We start from the raw sequence: 15,549 nt of genomic DNA on the forward strand, positions 1-15,549 counted from the left end.
GGCTAAGTTGATGCACAGGCTAATTAGTTGGCGGCTCCGTCACTGGTTAGGACAGCGCCCATGACGACGACCGAGCCAAGGACCGACCTGTCGATGACCCCCGAATCTGCTGGCAGCCAGGGCAATTCGAAGACTCGTCAGCCGGTCAAGCGCCGCGGTTTGCGTGGCTTCGTCTCCAGGTTCTGGCTCGTCCTCACCATTCTGGCCGTCGTCGCGCTGTCGGGATTCGTCGTCCACCGACTGCACGGCGTCTTCGGCGTTCACAGCGGTTCGTTCGGTGGCGGCACCTCGGGCGAGGTCCTGGACCAGTTCAACGCCAAGACCATCACGCTCGAGGTCTGGGGTTCGCCGGGCAGCACGGCGACCATCAACTACCTCGACGAAAACTCCCATCCTCAGCAGGCTCTCAATGTGCCCCTACCGTGGAAGACCGAATTGAAGTCAACGAAGCCCGGGATTCCGGCCAACCTGGTGGCGCAAGGAAACGGCAGCTGGATCGCCTGCCGATTCGTCGTGAACAACCACGACGGGAGTGGTGACGTCATCAAGGGCGCGAATCAGTCGCCCCCCAACGAAACGGTGAATGCCTTCGTCTACTGCCTGGACAAGTCCGCATGAGCGAGCGCAGCGGGACCACCCAGACCACAGCGGCACCGCCTCGCGTCGACCAGCCGCTGATCCCGCCGTTCCTGCCGCGGATGATCCACCGGTTGGCGCTGCCGATCGTGCTCATCTGGCTGGGCATCGTCTTCGTCACCAACACCGTGGCCCCCCAGTTGGAGGTCGTCGCCAAGACCCACTCGGTGTCGATGAGTCCGACTGACGCGGCATCGTTTCAGTCGATGATGCGCGTCGGACATACCTTCAAAGAATTCGATTCCGACAACTCGGCCATGATCTTGATCGAGGGCGACAAACCACTCGGGGCCGAGGCGCACCGCTACTACGACGAGATCGTCAGGCGCATCGAGCAAGACAAGAAGCACGTCCAGCACGTCCAGGATTTCTGGAGTGATCCGCTCACCGCGGCGGGCTCGCAGAGCCACGATCAAAAGGCCGCATACGTTCAGGTCTACCTGGCCGGCAACATGGGCAGCGGGCAGGCGAACGAGTCTTCCGATGCCCTGCGCAAGATGGTGGACGCGGTGCCCGCGCCGCCGGGAATCAAGGCCTACGTCACCGGTGCGGGTCCGCTGTTTGCCGACCAGTCCCATTCGGGGGAGAAGGGCGTCATGGTGGTCACGATGATCACCTTCGTGGTGATCATCGTGATGCTGCTGTGGGTCTACCGGTCGATCGTCACCGTTCTGATCATGCTGGCCATGGTCTTCATCGAGTTGGCCGCGGCCCGAGGTGTCGTCGCGACACTGGGCAACTACGGGATCATGGGGCTATCGACCTTCGCCAACAACATGCTGGTGCTGTTGGCGATCGCCGCCGGAACCGACTATGCGATCTTCGTGGTCGGCCGCTATCACGAGGCCCGTGGTCTGGGAGAAACGCGAGAAGAAGCCTTCTACACGATGTTCCACAGCACCGCGCACGTCGTGCTGGGGTCGGGCCTGACCATCGCCGGCGCGATGTACTGCCTGAGCTTCTGCCGGTTGCCGTACTTCCAGTCACTCGGCGTGCCCTGTGCGGTCGGCATGTTGGTTGCGGTCCTTGCGGCGTTGACGCTGGGCCCGGCAATTCTGACGGTGGCCTCGTTTTTCAAGCTGATGGATCCCAAGCGCACGCTGCAAACCCGGAGCTGGCGTCGTACCGGCACCGCGATCGTCCGCTGGCCCGCACCGGTTTTCGCGGTGACCATCGCGGTTGCACTGGTTGGTCTGCTCGCTCTGCCCGGCTATAAGACGGACTACGACAACCGCCACTACCTACCGGCGGACACCCCGGCCAACGTCGGTTATGCGGCGGCCGACCGGCACTTCGACCAGGCTCGGCTCAATCCTGAGCTGCTGATGATCGAGACCGATCATGACCTGCGCAACCCGGCCGACTTCCTCGTCCTGGACAAGGTCGCCAAGGCGGTCTTCCATATCCCCGGCATCGGCCGGGTACAGACCATCACCCGACCGTTGGGCACCCCGCTGGACCACAGCACCCTCGGTTTTCAGATGGGTGCACAAGCCGCAGCGCGGCTTCAGACGCAGCACTACCAGGACGAGCAGGCGAAGAACTTACTGAGCCAGGCCGACGAGCTGCGCAAGACGATGGCGACGCTGCACGAGCAGATGCAGGTCACCCAGGACCTCAGCAACACGACGCACGAAACCACCAGGCTCACTAAAGAAACCGTGGCGATCACCGCGAAATTGCGCGACGACATCGCCAACTTCGACGACTTCTTCCGGCCGATACGCGCCTACTTTTACTGGGAGAAGCACTGCTTCGACATACCGATTTGCTGGACACTACGGTCCATCTTCAACGCACTTGACGGCATCGATCAGGTGGCTGAGAACATCACGAAACTCAGCGCGAATCTGGACAGGCTGGACCAGATTCAGCCCCAGCTGGTGGCACTAATACCTCCGCAGATCGAGAGCCAGCAGCGCAACCTCGACACCATCATGTCGAACTATGCGACCACCCAGGGTCTCAACGCACAGGCGCGGGCGCAGGCCGACAACGCCACCGCGCAGGGAGATGCATTCGACAGGGCGCACAACGACGACACGTTCTACCTACCGCCGGAGGCGTTCCAGAGCCCGGATTTCGCGCGCGGCCTCAAACAGTTCATCTCGCCGGACGGCCACGCGGTCCGGTTGATCATCTCCCATGAGGGCGACCCGGCGACTCCTGAAGGCATCAACCACATCGGACCGATCAAGCAGGCTGTGCACGAAGCGATGAAGGGTACTCCCTGGGAAGGCGCCAAGGTTTACCTCGGCGGTACCGCCGCGACCTACAAGGACATGCACGACGGCTCCAACATCGACCTACTGATCGCCGCAATCGCTGCGGCCACACTGATTTTCATCATCATGCTGGTGATCACCCGAAGCGTCGTGGCGGCCTTCGTGATCGTCGGCACGGTGTTGCTGTCGCTGGGCGCGTCGTTCGGACTCTCCGTGCTCTTGTGGCAGTACATCCTGGGCGTCAAGTTGCACTGGATGGTGCTGGCGATGGCCGTGATCCTGCTGCTGGCCGTCGGCTCAGACTACAACCTGTTGCTGATATCGCGGTTGAAGGAGGAGGTCCACGCCGGGCTCAAGACGGGCACGATTCGCGCCATGGCGGGTTCGGGTTCGGTGGTGACCTCCGCAGGTCTGGTGTTCGCCGCCACCATGGCCACGTTTGCGTTCAGTCCCCTGAAGGTGATGGCCCAGGTGGGTACGACGATCGCGCTGGGTCTGTTGTTCGACACCTTGATCGTGCGGTCGTTCATGACGCCGTCACTGGCGACCTTGCTCGGTCGCTGGTTCTGGTGGCCGCAGCACGTGCGCCCACGGCCGGCCAGCACCATGTTGCGGCCGTTCGGACCTCGTCCTGCGGTGCGCGCGCTGCTGGAGCCCAAAGACGAGCCCGACTCGCCGAACACGGATCGGTTCCCGGCGGCCCAGCCGCACTACTGACAATTCCAGGCGGCGGCCGCTCCTGTGACGACGTGGGGATGGCCGGACGGTGGACAGTCTGGGCAGTGACTGGCTTACTGTCGAAGATGCTGGCTATAAGGCAGTGATGTCGCGCATGATGTCGCGCAATTCGGACACCGGCGCTCCGCAGGTCAGACAATAGGTGCCGGAAGTTCGTCGCAGCTGGCTCAGCTGAACCACTACCTCGGACTCGGCGCGCCACAGGCAGGCGATGCACAGAATTTCGACGATATTGCCAAATGGGTCCAGGCGCGGGTGGTTGCACTCATCTACCGCATGGCGATGAACGATGTGCGTGGCCCGGTTGGTACACCCGGCGTGCGACTGGCAGGTGATTGTTTGCCAGTCCAGTGCCGCGATCGCGCTAGGGATCTCGTTACCAGTTGTTTGGCTCATGCGTGACCTCCAGCTTCCGGAACACAATGACATCCGTTCTTGCGGTCCTGCGGATGCCTGGCTGGCCGGACGGTCCATTATGGATACCTTTTACCCGCCGCGGCAAGAGTCGGGCGGATGCATTCAACCGCAATCCGGGAGCTACGGCACCCTAAGAAAACCGTACTTAGTGTGTCGCATGCCAGTATTCCCCTGGTCGACGGTCTGAAACATCCCCCGAAAGGCCACGCAATGGATGATTTTCTTGTCAACCGATCGGAGGATAAAACCAGGCCGCGGCTTGCTAGCTCACGCGAGCGAATGGTCGGGGTTAGTCGACCCAGTCCCACACCGACATGTCACCGGCCGGGTAGCCGTTGCAGACATCCGTCGCCTTGGCGACAACGCCCTTGTTGTTGAAGAAGATCTTTGCCCAGTTGCCCCAGCGTTGGGCCATGGGCTCGCCGTAGATATTGGTCGCGATTTCCTCGGAGTAAGCGCGACGGTCGGCGGGCGACAGCGAATAGAACCAGTGGATGCGGTCGACCGCGCCCTGCTGGACGTCGGCCGGCCTGTTGTGCTTGTCGATCATGTACCGCTGGTAGTAGACGGGACTGGTGTCCCGGGCGGCGGCCAGGTATTGCTCGGCGTCGCAGGTGGTTGCTATCTGTCGCCGGGGAATCGGGAAGTCTTCGGTGGAGTCGGCCGATGCGGTCTTCGGAAAGCCGGTGGCGAACAGGCCGAACGCGACGAGAAACGCGAAGAAGACGGCACCGGCACGCAGAATGTTATGAAGCCGAGACATATGAATACCGTAGCACTTTCAAGGTTGCGACATATGGTGGACAGCTGTTCGATAGTTCATCTTACTACCTGTTGTCATCAGGAACTATGACGTGTGACGGGTCCGGCCGCAGCTCCGGCGGAGCCTGGCTGTAATCGCCGAACGGGCCATCGCGGCGCTGCACTGCGGCGCGTACGCCCTGCGCTTCGGCGGTGCGGATGAACTCCAGCGCGTCCGGCGTGTTGCGCATCAACCCGTCGAGGATGCCGCCCAGCAATTGGGTGGACGCCAGTCCCATGTTCTCGTAGGCCTGGTTGACAATCAGTTTCTGCGCCCTTAGTTGCGACAGCGGGATCTGCGCCAGCTCCGCGGCAATCTCGGCGACCCGAGCCTCAAGGCGCTCGAATGGCACCGCCTCGTTGATCAGCTCGATCTCCGCGGCCTGCACACCCGTCAGCGGCCGGCCGGTCAACGAATGCCACTTCACCTTGGCCAGGCTCAACCGGTACAGCCACATACCGGTGAGGTAAGCGCCCCACATCCGGCTGTACGGCGTACCAATCACCGCGTCCTCGCTGGCGATCACGAGATCGGCGCACAGCGCGTAATCGCTGGCGCCGCCGACGCACCAGCCATGCACCTGGGCGATCACCGGCTTCGAGGCGCGCCAGATGGACATGAACTTCTGGGTCGGCCCGGTCTCGCGAGCACTGACCATGGCGAAGTCTTTCCCCGGATCCCATTGACCATCGGTCATCATCGACTCGCCCCAGTGCTGGAATCCGCCGCCGAAGTCGTAACCGCCGGAAAAGGCGCGTCCGGCGCCGCGCAGCACAATCACCTTGATGCCGTGGTCGCGTTCAGCCAGGCCGATCGCGAACTCGATCTCATCAGGCATGGGCGGCACGATGGTGTTGAGCTGTTCGGGGCGGTTCAGCGTGATCGTGGCCACCGGGCCGGCCGTCGTGTAGAGCAAGGTTTCGAAGTCGGGCGTTGCGCTGCTTTCGGGTGCGGGCATAGCCGAAGCGAAGCTGCTGCCCGACGCGGGTGTCAAGCGTGGGCGGCACGGCGTTTGAGCGCCCACCCGGTGAGCCCGGCGATGGCGACCACCGGGATGGCTCCCAGCAGGTACGCCTGGTAGCGGTGGAATCCGCTGTACAGGGTCGCGATGTGGTCGCCGGCCAGGTAGCCGACGAACACCCAAACTGCGACCCACACGGCCGAGCCCAGGGCGTTGTAGGTGAGATAGCGGCGCCAGCCCATCCGCGCCAGCCCGGCCGCAATGCCGCTGGCCTGCCGCAGACCGTCCACGAACCGTCCCAGCGGCACCACGAGCCGGCCGCGCCGCTCGAAGAAACGCTCGGTCTTGGCCAAGCGGTCCCGGGTGAGGAATACGTAGCGGCCGAAGCGCAGCACCAACTCCCGCCCGCCGTAGCGGCCTATCGCGTAACCGGCGTTGTCGCCGCCGACCGCCGCCACCAGGCCGGCCAGCAGCACCAGCCCCAGGTGCAGGTTGCCGGCTCCCGCGTAGACGCCCGCTGTGATCAGCACGATCTGACCGGGCAGCGGAATCCCCACGCCTTCCAGCCCGACCAGCACGATCACCGCCGCATACCCATACCTGTCGAGGGTGGGGGCAAGCGACTGAAGGGTTGCGGGGAGCTGGGAAGACATCGGCTACTGAATGCCCAAAGAGTGCGGCCGGTAGACGTATCGGACGTCACAGGGGTGCAGTGACGATCAGCCCAGACTCATGCCGGACCCAGCATGCGCCACAGGAACGAATAGGTCAGCGCCGATTTGAATGCAAGTTGCTCGTTGTCGGCCGCACCGCCGTGACCGCCCTCGATGTTCTCGTAATACCAGACGCGGTGGCCGGCGGCCTCCAGTGCGGCGGTCATCTTGCGGGCATGGCCGGGATGAACCCGGTCGTCGCGGGTGGAGGTGGTTAACAGGATCGGCGGATAGCTGCGGTCTGCCGCGATGTTCTGATACGGCGAGTATTCGGAGATAAATGCCCAGTCCTCGGGGTTGTCGGGATCACCGTATTCGGCCACCCACGAAGCGCCGGCCAGCAGCAAGTGATAGCGCTTCATGTCCAGCAGCGGCACACTACAGACCAGCGCACCGAACTTTTCCGGATATTTGGTCAACATGATCCCCATCAGGAGGCCGCCGTTGCTGCCGCCCTGTGCGCCGAGTTGACCAACGCTGGTGATGCCGCGGGTCACCAAATCGCCGGCGACGGCCACAAAGTCTTCGGCCACCTTGTGCCGTTCCTCGCGCATCGCCTGGGTGTGCCAGCTCGGTCCGTACTCGCCGCCGCCGCGGATGTTGGCCAACACGTAGGTGCCGCCGCGAGCCAGCCACAATCGGCCCAGCACACCGCTGTAGCTGGGGGTATTGGACGCCTCGAATCCACCGTAGCCGTACAGCAGGGTGGGGCCGGGGGTGGTGCGGCCAGCGGGGCGCACCAGGAAGTAGGGTATCGGCGTCCCGTCCGCTGATATCACGAAATGCTGTGTGACGGAGATATTTTCGGCATCGAAAAACGCCGGCGCGGACTTGATCGGCTCAAGCTCGCCGGCTCCGGTGCCGCGCAGCAGCCGAGACGGTTCGGTGAACCCGCTGGAGTCCAGGAAGAATTCGTCGCCGGTCTCGTCGGCGGCGACGATCATTGTGTTGGTCGACGGCGGCAGGCCCGAGACGGGTTCGCGGACCCAGCTGCCCCGCGCGGATCGCAAGCGCGGCGAAGCCGGGTGCAGCGGATCGTCACGCGAGGGCAGGGTGACCACCTCGACCCGGCTGGCCACGTCGACCAGCGAGACGATCAGCAGCCGATCGCGCGTCCACGCGTAGTGGTGCAGGCAGGTGTGTTCGTCTGGCTCGAAGACCGCAGTCAAATTCCTTGTACCGGAGAGGAATTCGTCGTAGTTGGCGGCTAAGAGGGATCCGGCGCGGTAGGTGGTTTCCCCGACCGTCCAGTCGGTGCGCAACTCGATCAACAGCCACTCGCGGTGCACCGACATGCTGCTCGCATCCGCGGGCACCTCGATCGGGATCAGCTCCAACCCGCGCAGCTCATAGCGCTGCCGGTTCCAGAAGTCCAGGGAGCGGGCCACAAAGGTGCGCTCGAAGCCGGGGGTGCGGTCGGTGGAGCCGCCGGCGCTGACGTCGGTGCGCTCGCCCTCGAACACTGTGTCGGCCGCCGCTAGGGGGGTGCCCCGGCGCCACCGCTTGACGATGCGCGGATAACCCGATTCGGTCATCGAGTCGGTTCCGAAGTCGGTGCCCACCAGGACGGTGTCCGGGTCCTCCCAGCCGATCTGCGACTTGGCCTCCGGCAACTCAAACCCGTCGGAGACGAATTCCCTTGCCAGCATGTCGAATTCGCGAACCACCACCGCGTCCGATCCGCCAGGGGAGAGGCTGACCAGCGCGCGGGTGAACTCCGGCTCGATCACGTCAGCGCCTGCCCACACCCAGTTCCGGCCGTCGGCCCTGCCAAGCGCATCGACGTCGATCAGCACATCCCATTCCGGCGAGTCGGTGCGGTAGCTCTCCAGCGTGGTGCGCCGCCACAGTCCCCGTGGATTGTTCGCGTCGCGCCAAAAGTTGTATAGATGCTCCCCGCGTCGGCGCACGTAGGGGATGCGGGCGTCCGTATCGAGCACCTCGAGCGCCTCGGTGCGCATTTGGTCGAAGTCGTCCCCGCAGAACTCGGCTTTAGTGGGCTCGTTGCGGGCCCGCACCCAATCCAGTGCCTCGTCGCCGGTGACGTCTTCGAGCCAGAGATAAGGGTCAGCAGCCATGGAGCCCATTCTGGCCCCAGCGGTAGTGTGAGCTGAGTTACATGAACTAGCGAGGAGCCGAAGCGAATGCCTGTCTTTGCACGCCCGGGATCGCCGGATGCGTTGATGTCGTACGAATCGCGGTACGGGAACTTCATCGGCGGCGACTGGGTGGCGCCGACTGCGGGCAGATATTTCGAGAACCCGACGCCGGTGACGGGCCAGTCGTTCTGCGAGATCGCTCGGTCCGATGAGACCGATGTCGAGAGGGCGCTCGAGGCGGCGCATGGCGCCGCCCCGGCGTGGGGCAAGACGGCTCCGGCCGAACGGGCGGCGATCCTGAACAAAATCGCTGACCGCATTGACGAGCACACGCCCGCGCTGGCCGTCGCCGAGGTGTGGGACAACGGGAAACCGATCCGGGAGGCCATTGCCGCCGATATCCCGTTGGCCGCCGATCACTTCCGGTATTTCGCCGCTGCGATCCGTGCCCAGGAGGGTTCCCTGTCGCAGATCGACGAGGACACTGTGGCCTATCACTTCCACGAACCGCTCGGGGTGGTGGGCCAGATCATCCCGTGGAATTTCCCGATCCTGATGGGTGCCTGGAAGCTGGCTCCGGCGCTGGCGGCCGGAAACGCGGTGGTGCTCAAGCCGGCCGAGCAGACTCCGGCCTCGATTCTGTACCTGATGTCGCTGATTGGTGATCTGTTGCCGCCCGGGGTGGTCAACATCGTCAACGGTTTTGGCGCCGAGGCGGGCAAGCCGCTGGCGTCGAGCAACCGCATCGCCAAGGTCGCCTTTACCGGCGAGACCACCACCGGTCGGCTGATCATGCAGTACGCGTCGCAGAACCTGATTCCGGTGACCCTCGAACTCGGCGGCAAGAGCCCCAATATTTTCTTTTCCGACGTGCTGGCCGCTGGCGACGACTTCCAGGACAAGGCGCTAGAAGGGTTCACCATGTTCGCCCTCAACCAGGGCGAGGTTTGCACCTGTCCGTCCCGGGCGCTGATTCAGTCCGACATCTACGACGAGTTCCTGGAACTGGCGGCCATTCGCACCAAAGCTATCCGGCAGGGCGACCCGCTGGATTCGCAGACCATGCTGGGTTCGCAGGCCTCCAACGATCAGCTGGAAAAGATCTTGTCCTACATCGAGATCGGCAGGGGCGAGGGCGCCAAGGTGATTACTGGCGGTGAGCGCGCCGAGTTGGGTGGCGACCTGTCCGGCGGTTTCTACATGCAGCCGACCATCTTCGCCGGCAACAACACGATGCGGGTCTTCCAAGAAGAGATCTTTGGCCCCGTCGTTGCGGTCACCCCGTTCGACACTTATGACCAGGCCATGGACATCGCCAACGACACGCTCTACGGGTTGGGCGCGGGAGTGTGGAGCCGCGACGGCAACACCGCCTACCGCGCCGGTCGGGAAATCAAAGCCGGACGGGTGTGGACCAACTGCTACCACGTGTATCCGCCGCACTCGGCGTTCGGTGGGTACAAGCAGTCCGGTTTCGGCCGCGAAGGCCACAAGATGGCGCTCGAGCATTACCAGCAGACCAAGAATCTGCTGGTGTCGTACTCCGACCAGGCGCTCGGGTTCTTCTGATGGACGCGCCGATGAGCGCGCCGCCGGGGGCGCTCATCACCGGCGCAGCCGCTGCGTTGCTGGAACGGTTGCAAGCCCGCCATGGTCCGGTGATGTTCCACCAGTCCGGCGGCTGCTGCGACGGGTCCTCGCCGATGTGTTACGCACTCGGCGACTTCCTCGTGGGTGACCGCGACGTGTTGCTGGGCGTGCTCGATGTCGGCGACGACGGGGTGCCGGTCTGGATCTCCGGCCCGCAATACGAGACCTGGCGGCACACCCAGCTGATCATCGATGTGGTGCCTGGGCGGGGCAGTGGGTTCAGCCTGGAAGCACCGGAGGGCATGCGGTTCCTCAGCCGGGGCCGGGTGTATTCCGATGCGGAAAGCGCACTGCTGCAAGGCGAGCCGGTAATCACCGGTGCGGCGTACGAGCGTGGCGAGCGGCCGTCGACCCGTGGTCATGTTGTGACCTTGAAAGACGAAGGGCGCGCCGGGAAAGTACCCGAGCCCGACGGGGTCAATCGCTAAGGTCGTACACCGTGATTCCCCTTCCGCGCGCATGGCTGCTTGCCGGTGGCATGCTGGTCGGCAGCGCGGTCGGCCAGATCCTCGCGGTCGCGTTCAGCGTGCTGAGCCACGCCCGGATACGCCCGGACGTGGCGATCGCATTAGTCATCAGCGTGCCCAGCGTGATCGGGCTGGCGTTGGTCTTGTTCTCCGGACGCCGGTGGGTCACCGCGCTCGGCGCGGGGATCCTGGCGCTGGGGCCCGGTTGGTTCGGCATGCTCGCTGCTCTGCGGGTGGTCGCCGGTGGCTGAGCGCAAGGGCGACGGTGACCGCGAGTCGAATCCGGGGACTGCACCATTCGTCCCGGATTTCGACACCGGTGAGGTGAAGCCGCAGTACGACGCGGGCGAGCCGTCCGTGGCGTTCGTGCCGAATTTCGACGACACCGACTCCCAGCCGTTCCTGCCGTTGGCGGGTCTGACGGCCGAGCAGATGAGGCCGGACGCACCGGAGCAGCCCGAACAGCAGCCGAAGGTAGAGGAGTCCGTGGCGGCCGTCGTCGCGCCCCAGGATGCGGCGGCGGAGCCACCGGGGCCGGTCACCGTGCCGGGCCGATATGTCTACCTGAAGTGGTGGAAGCTGCTGTTGGTGCTGCTGGGTGTGTGGGCTTTCGCTGCGGTCTTCGGGCTCAGCCTCTTCTACTGGTGGTATCACGACCTGGACAAGACGCCGTCGGTGTTCGTGGTGTTCGGCTACGTCACCGTGTGTACCGTGGCCGGGCTGATTCTGGCGATGGTGGAGTCCAAGCCGCTGATCGCGGCCCTGGCGATCGCGGTGATGTCGGCGCCGTTTGCCTCGGTATGGGCCGCGGCGCCGCTGTACGGGTCGTACTACTGCGATCGGGTGACCACCCCGTGTTTGTTCGGCGTGCTTCCTTATTAGCGAATCGAGTCTTATCAGCTGCTTGAGTCGCGAGGGCCGCCCGGCATTAGGGTAGGGTCCGTGACCCACTATGACGTCGTCGTTCTCGGAGCAGGTCCCGGCGGATATGTCGCAGCCATTCGCGCCGCGCAGCTCGGGTTGAACACCGCCATCATCGAACCGAAATACTGGGGTGGCGTCTGCCTCAACGTCGGATGCATCCCGTCAAAAGCGTTGTTGCGCAACGCCGAGCTTTCGCACATCTTCACTAAGGAAGCCAAGGTTTTCGGCATCAGCGGTGAGGTCACCTTCGACTACGGGGCCGCCTTCGACCGCAGCCGCAAAGTGGCCGAGGGCCGGGTGGCCGGCGTGCACTACCTGATGAAGAAGAACAAGATCACCGAGATCCACGGGTACGGCCGGTTCACCGACTCCCACACGATCTCGGTGGAACTCAACGACGACGGCGGGACGCAGGAAGTCACGTTCGACAACGCCATCATCGCCACCGGCGCCAGCACCCGCCTGGTGCCCGGCACGTCGCTGTCGGAGAACGTGGTGACCTACGAAAAGTTGATCCTCACCCGCGATCTGCCCAAGTCGATTGTCATCGCCGGAGCCGGTGCCATCGGCATGGAGTTCGGCTACGTGCTGAAGAACTACGGCGTGGACGTGACCATTGTGGAGTTCTTGCCCCGCGCGCTGCCCAACGAAGACGCGGACGCGTCCAAGGAAATCGAGAAGCAGTTCAAGAAACTGGGCGTCAGGATTCTCACCGGGACCAAGGTCGAGTCCATCACCGACGACGGCTCCCAGGTGCGGATCAGTGTCAGCAAAGACGGCAAATCCGACGAACTCAAAGCCGAAAAAGTGTTGCAGGCCATCGGTTTTGCGCCCAACGTCGAGGGTTACGGCCTGGACAAGGCTGGCGTCGAACTCACCGACCGCAAGGCGATCGGCATCACCGACTACATGCAGACTTCGGTGCCGCACATCTACGCGATCGGCGACGTGACCGGCAAGCTGCAGCTGGCCCACGTGGCCGAGGCGCAGGGCGTGGTAGCGTCCGAAACCATCGGCGGCGCAGAAACTTTGCCGCTCGGCGACTACCGCATGATGCCGCGGGCGACGTTCTGCCAGCCGAATGTGGCCAGTTTCGGGCTCACCGAGGAGCAGGCTCGCGACGAAGGCTACGACGTGGTGGTGGCCAAGTTCCCGTTCACCGCCAACGCCAAGGCGCACGGCGTCGGTGACCCGAGCGGGTTCGTCAAGCTGATCGCCGACGCCAAGTACGGCGAACTGATCGGTGGACATCTGGTTGGCCACGACGTGTCCGAGCTGCTGCCCGAGCTCACGCTGGCCCAAAAGTGGGATCTCACCGCCACCGAACTCGCCCGCAATGTGCACACGCACCCGACCATGTCCGAGGCGCTGCAGGAATGCTTCCACGGGCTGATCGGGCACATGATCAACTTCTGAGCCAGGCGGCCCGGCGCAGTGGGCGCGGACGTTTGGCGGAGCTGAGGGGCCGTATGCCCGTCGCCTACGATGGCCGGGTGGCGAAATCCCGGTCCGCAGGCCTTTCTGCGCAGGCGCGCCGTCCCAGGGAGTTGGTGGTAGGCGGGCTCGGGGGGCTGATCGCCGGCTACGTGTTCTGGCTGATCGCGATCACCGTCGGCGACGACATCACCACGGTGAGCAAGTGGAGCCTGGCGGTGCTGATCTTGTCGGCCGCACTGGCTGTCGGCACGGTCATCGGTGGCGTGCTGATGCGCTGGCGTCGCAAGCATGGCTGGGCGGCGTTCGCGTTCGCGGTCCCCGTTGTTCCGGTGGTGTTGACGCTGGCGCTGCTGGCCAACGTCTATCTGTGATCGCCCGGGTTGTCCAGCGGAATTCTCAGCGCCGTGATGGTCGCGGCCAAACCGTCGTATTGTGTTGCGAGAAGACAGAATTCGATAAGTCGAGGCCGGTCGAGGTGGGTGGCCAGCTGCCGCCAGGTCTCGTCGCTGATGGTGCGGTCGTTGACCAGCTCGTCGGTGGCATTCAGCAGCGTCTGCTGGCGCGCGCTGAGCACCCGACGGGGCCCCTCGCCGTCCGGGGCGTCGGGCCAGGCGAATATCGCAGCCTGCGCCTGAGCGTCCAGACCGGCCTTGCGGCCCATCCCGCGATGGTGCTGTAGCTCGTATTCGCAGGACCGCAGGTGACCCACCCGCAGGATTATCAACTCGGCGTCGATGGTGGGGAGCCGGCCGCGCATGAGCCGGCCGGAATACACGGCCCAAGTCCAGAACAGCGCCTGCCGCGACCCAAGGGTGGTGAACAGGTGCATCTCCGGTGCCCGCACCTGCCGCGCGGCCAGCTTGGCGATCACCCAGTTGACCGGGCCCAGCTCGCGGAGACGACCCGGTGGGATGCGCGCGACCTCCCCGCCGGTCATGCCTGCCGCACCAGATAGGGCGACACCGTGCTGCGGTGCTCGTTGAGGTCCAGTGCGCGGCCGAGGGCCGGGAAGGCCCGCTGCGGGCAATCGTCGCGTTCGCAGACCCGACAACCCGTGCCGATCGGTGTGGTGACGTTGCCCGACAAGTCGAGTCCTTCCGAGTAGACGAGTCGATGCGCATGGCGAAGTTCGCAGCCGAGCCCGATCGCGAAGGTTTTTCCGGGCTGACCATACCGGGCCGCTCGCCTTTCGACGGTGCGGGCCACCCACATGTAGTTTCGGCCGTCGGGCATTTGCGCGATCTGCACGAGTATCTTGCCGGGGTTGGCGAAGGTCTCGTAGACGTTCCACAGCGGGCAGGTGCCGCCGGTGGAAGAGAAGTGAAAGCCGGTGGCCGACTGGCGTTTCGACATGTTGCCGGCACGGTCCACCCGGACGAACGAGAGTGGGACACCCCGCATCGAGGGCCGCTGCAGCGTGGAGAGCCGGTGTGCGATGGTCTCGTAGCTGACTGAGTAGAAAGCCGACAGCCGCTCAACGTCGTAGCGGAAGTTCTCTGCGACGTCGTGGAACTGGCGGTAGGGCAGCACGGTAGCCGCAGCGAAGTAGTTGGCCAGGCCGAGCCGGGCCAGGGTGCGCGACTCGTCGCTGGTGAACTTGCCCTGCTCGACCATGCTGTCGATCAGCTCACCGAACTCGAGGTAGGCCAGCTCGGCGGCCATCTTGAACACCTGCTGCCCGGACGCCAGGTGGTTGCTCATCTCCAGCGTCTTGGTGGTCGGGTCGTAGCGGTGCAGCACGTTCTCACCCAGGTCGATGCGCCGGGTGATGTGCACGCCGTGGACCTCGGTGAGCCGAAGGGTCAATTCTCGGGCCAGGTCGCCGTGGTGCATGCGCATCTTGACGGTCAGGTCTTCGGCGGCGGTGTCGAGTTCGTGCAGATAGTTTTGCCGCTGGTAGAAGTAGTCGCGCACCTCTTCGTGCGGCATGGTGATCGAACCGCTGCCACTGCTGCCGTCGAAATTGCGCTCCTCGGTGGCCGCGGCCAACTGAGCGGTGGTGTTCCGGAAGCGGCGGTGCAGGTTCACCACCGCGCGAGCCAGGCTTGGGTGGGAGTTGACGATTTCGGCGATCTCGGTGTGGTCGACGTCGAGGTCCAGGTCGCGGTCCATAGTGACCTCGCGCAGCTCGGCGACCAGCCGGGTGTCGTCCTGGGAGGCGAAGAACGTGGCGTCGACCCCGAACACCTCGGTAATCCGTAGCAGCACGGCCACCGTGAGCGGCCGGACGTCGTGCTCGATCTGGTTGAGATAGCTCGGCGAAATGCCCAGCATCTGGGCCAGCGCGGCCTGGCTGAATCCACGTTCGCCGCGGAGCTGGCGGACGCGTGCGCCGACGAACGTCTTGGACACCTAAGGAAGCCTAGAGGACCGGTGGATAGTTTGCGAAGGCATGCTTCGCAGGGTTTGCAGTTGGTGTTTGGGCCCCGCTGTTTGGCATGATTCGCATCGGCCTTCCTGGGTAAACCCGGGGAGCGCTT

15 protein-coding genes are annotated in these 15,549 nt (G+C 64.4%); 8 read left to right on the top strand and 7 right to left on the bottom strand.

The window, feature by feature from the left end; translation table 11 throughout:
* Nucleotides 1–60 precede the first annotated feature (60 nt).
* Nucleotides 61–618, top strand: a complete 558-nt coding sequence (locus H0P51_RS03965) for an MmpS family transport accessory protein (RefSeq protein WP_180916743.1) — start codon at nt 61–63, stop codon at nt 616–618.
* Entirely contained in the window at nt 615–3,578 is a 2,964-nt protein-coding gene (locus H0P51_RS03970) for an MMPL/RND family transporter (protein WP_281373882.1), read from the top strand. The genes H0P51_RS03965 and H0P51_RS03970 overlap by 4 nt, the downstream gene beginning before the upstream one ends.
* 93 nt (nt 3,579–3,671) lie before the next feature.
* Here H0P51_RS03970 and H0P51_RS03975 read toward each other — a convergent pair whose 3' ends face one another.
* The 5 genes from H0P51_RS03975 to H0P51_RS03995 all read right to left on the bottom strand — a co-directional run bounded on the left by H0P51_RS03975 (nt 3,672) and on the right by H0P51_RS03995 (nt 8,579).
* Nucleotides 3,672–3,995 (bottom strand): hypothetical protein, encoded by a 324-nt coding sequence (locus tag H0P51_RS03975; protein ID WP_180918724.1) that lies wholly within the window; start codon nt 3,993–3,995, stop codon nt 3,672–3,674.
* A 310-nt stretch (nt 3,996–4,305) separates the two neighbouring features.
* Nucleotides 4,306–4,779, bottom strand: coding sequence for a DUF5078 domain-containing protein (locus tag H0P51_RS03980; protein WP_180916744.1), 474 nt, complete (start codon nt 4,777–4,779; stop codon nt 4,306–4,308).
* A 64-nt stretch (nt 4,780–4,843) separates the two neighbouring features.
* Nucleotides 4,844–5,776 (bottom strand): crotonase/enoyl-CoA hydratase family protein, encoded by a 933-nt coding sequence (locus tag H0P51_RS03985; protein ID WP_180916745.1) that lies wholly within the window; start codon nt 5,774–5,776, stop codon nt 4,844–4,846.
* Nucleotides 5,777–5,808: 32 nt separating this feature from the next.
* Nucleotides 5,809–6,432 carry a DedA family protein gene (locus H0P51_RS03990; protein WP_180916746.1) on the bottom strand — a complete coding sequence of 208 codons (624 nt, stop codon included), beginning with the start codon at nt 6,430–6,432 and terminating at the stop codon, nt 5,809–5,811.
* Nucleotides 6,433–6,509: 77 nt separating this feature from the next.
* A complete protein-coding gene (locus H0P51_RS03995) occupies nt 6,510–8,579 on the bottom strand; it encodes a prolyl oligopeptidase family serine peptidase (protein WP_180916747.1) in 2,070 nt (689 codons plus the stop codon).
* A 57-nt stretch (nt 8,580–8,636) separates the two neighbouring features.
* Here H0P51_RS03995 and exaC point away from each other — a divergent pair, with 57 nt between their 5' ends.
* The 6 genes from exaC (at nt 8,637) to H0P51_RS04025 (ending at nt 13,440) form a co-directional block, all read left to right on the top strand.
* Nucleotides 8,637–10,160, top strand: a complete 1,524-nt coding sequence (exaC, locus tag H0P51_RS04000) for an acetaldehyde dehydrogenase ExaC (protein WP_180916748.1) — start codon at nt 8,637–8,639, stop codon at nt 10,158–10,160.
* Nucleotides 10,161–10,171: 11 nt separating this feature from the next.
* A complete protein-coding gene (locus tag H0P51_RS04005; RefSeq protein ID WP_180916749.1) occupies nt 10,172–10,669 on the top strand; it encodes a DUF779 domain-containing protein in 498 nt (165 codons plus the stop codon).
* Nucleotides 10,670–10,680: 11 nt separating this feature from the next.
* The gene (locus H0P51_RS04010; RefSeq protein WP_180916750.1) at nt 10,681–10,959 is read left to right on the top strand and encodes a putative holin; all 279 of its coding nucleotides are present in this window, start codon (nt 10,681–10,683) and stop codon (nt 10,957–10,959) included.
* Between the two features lie 73 nt (nt 10,960–11,032).
* Complete coding sequence (locus H0P51_RS04015; protein WP_425489010.1) at nt 11,033–11,590, top strand: hypothetical protein; 558 nt, start codon at nt 11,033–11,035, stop codon at nt 11,588–11,590.
* A 60-nt stretch (nt 11,591–11,650) separates the two neighbouring features.
* The gene (gene lpdA, locus H0P51_RS04020; RefSeq protein WP_180916752.1) at nt 11,651–13,048 is read left to right on the top strand and encodes a dihydrolipoyl dehydrogenase; all 1,398 of its coding nucleotides are present in this window, start codon (nt 11,651–11,653) and stop codon (nt 13,046–13,048) included.
* A gap of 77 nt (nt 13,049–13,125) precedes the next feature.
* Nucleotides 13,126–13,440: a hypothetical protein gene (locus H0P51_RS04025; protein ID WP_425488957.1), complete on the top strand. Its 315-nt coding sequence runs from the start codon at nt 13,126–13,128 to the stop codon at nt 13,438–13,440.
* Here the strand turns inward: H0P51_RS04025 and H0P51_RS04030 are convergent.
* Both H0P51_RS04030 and ramB read right to left on the bottom strand, forming a co-directional pair.
* The gene (locus H0P51_RS04030) at nt 13,431–14,006 is read right to left on the bottom strand and encodes a carboxymuconolactone decarboxylase family protein (RefSeq protein ID WP_180916753.1); all 576 of its coding nucleotides are present in this window, start codon (nt 14,004–14,006) and stop codon (nt 13,431–13,433) included. The genes H0P51_RS04025 and H0P51_RS04030 overlap by 10 nt on opposite strands.
* The gene (gene ramB, locus H0P51_RS04035; protein WP_180916754.1) at nt 14,003–15,421 is read right to left on the bottom strand and encodes an acetate metabolism transcriptional regulator RamB; all 1,419 of its coding nucleotides are present in this window, start codon (nt 15,419–15,421) and stop codon (nt 14,003–14,005) included. Before ramB ends, H0P51_RS04030 begins: the two co-directional genes overlap by 4 nt.
* Nucleotides 15,422–15,549 lie beyond the last annotated feature (128 nt).

The sequence above is a fragment of the Mycobacterium vicinigordonae genome, from assembly GCF_013466425.1.
GTDB lineage: Bacteria > Actinomycetota > Actinomycetes > Mycobacteriales > Mycobacteriaceae > Mycobacterium > Mycobacterium vicinigordonae.